The following is a 1,218-nucleotide window of genomic DNA, read 5'->3' as shown; positions in this document are numbered from 1 at the left end:
GGCGATGTAGCTGCCGCACTTGCTCCCTCCGCCAACGCAAATCAAGAGGTTAATGATCAATCCCTACCCTAATTTTTTCTGGAATGATATTGGCTAAAAAGCTGATTGTCAAGGGGTTTTAACTTGCTTGTTATTCCGGCTGTACTCCATGAATGCTTTTGAGAATGACATCAGTTGCCGGAACTCATCAGTAGACATCTCCAAAAATTGCCAAAGTCCTTCTATAACTTGAGCGATCGCATTTTAATAATTGCCAAGTGCTTAATTTTACACTGCTATTCAATTGTTAATGATTTTTGCCCTCTACCTGTTTTCATCTCAAGTTTATCCACTGAGTAGATAGTATAGCGCTGTGCGCAGGCAACAGGCAACAGCTCCCGAAGGCAACAGGGGGAATAAAAGGCTGATAATATAAGACTTTTAGCTATTGGACATCTCCTGTGATTTGTAAATATGCCAGCGCACATTGCTATATCTTTGACAACTTGGAGGAAAAAACTTCAATAACTCTAAACGCTCATAAGTGAGATTAGATATGCTCTTAACTCCAGAATTAATCAATAAATGAATTGACTGAAAACATTGAAATATCCAGGGTAAAGTTGGTCTATTAGTAGGACGGCCTAGTTGATTTTTTACAGTAGATTTAGTCCGGCTTAAAGTTTGACGTAGTTGAAGTTGACCTCAAGTATAGACCAACAAACATCAACCCATAATTAACCCCAAAGCTTCGATTCTATGGGGTGATTTAAGGAAGACACTATCAGTTAAAAACAGGGGGTATGCCCAGAAACCTAAAACCTCTTTCTACAGACTGTTGCCCCTTGTATTTAGATCACATTTCTTCTTTCGTTAATTCCATCCTCTCCAGGACATTTGTCGCCCAAATAAATCGACCTCCTCGTTTTTTTTCTAGTTCTATTTTTGACTCTCTTAAGCTCACTTTAACTTGGAGTTGATCAGAAAAATCTGATTCAGATTTCGACTGTACTTCTTGAACATTAATTTGTTTCACTTCGTGAGCTAAAAACTTTTTTAACAGCTTTCTTGTTGCTGTTTCTGCATCTGGTTGACAAGCAAATTTTTCAGATTTTAAAGTGCGCAGTTTTTTGTCAACTTCAACTGGTTCTTTCTGGATTTTTTTCTCCTTGTTTTTCAAATCCGATACAGATGCGTAGTTGAAAGTCAACTATTAACCATCTCTGTTGAATCCCCCCG

1 protein-coding gene is annotated in these 1,218 nt (G+C 38.2%); it reads right to left on the bottom strand.

Features of this window, described 5'->3' with window-relative positions:
* Positions 1-835: 835 nt before the first annotated feature.
* Positions 836-1,159, bottom strand: coding sequence for a hypothetical protein (locus F6K27_RS33265; RefSeq protein WP_287280747.1), 324 nt, complete (start codon positions 1,157-1,159; stop codon positions 836-838).
* Positions 1,160-1,218 lie beyond the last annotated feature (59 nt).

Origin of the sequence: Okeania sp. SIO2F5 (assembly GCF_010692685.1) — a bacterium.
In the GTDB taxonomy this organism is placed as follows: domain Bacteria; phylum Cyanobacteriota; class Cyanobacteriia; order Cyanobacteriales; family Microcoleaceae; genus Okeania; species Okeania hirsuta.
Note: the sequence above shows the minus strand (reverse complement) of the source record. Positions and strands in the feature narration are given on the sequence as shown.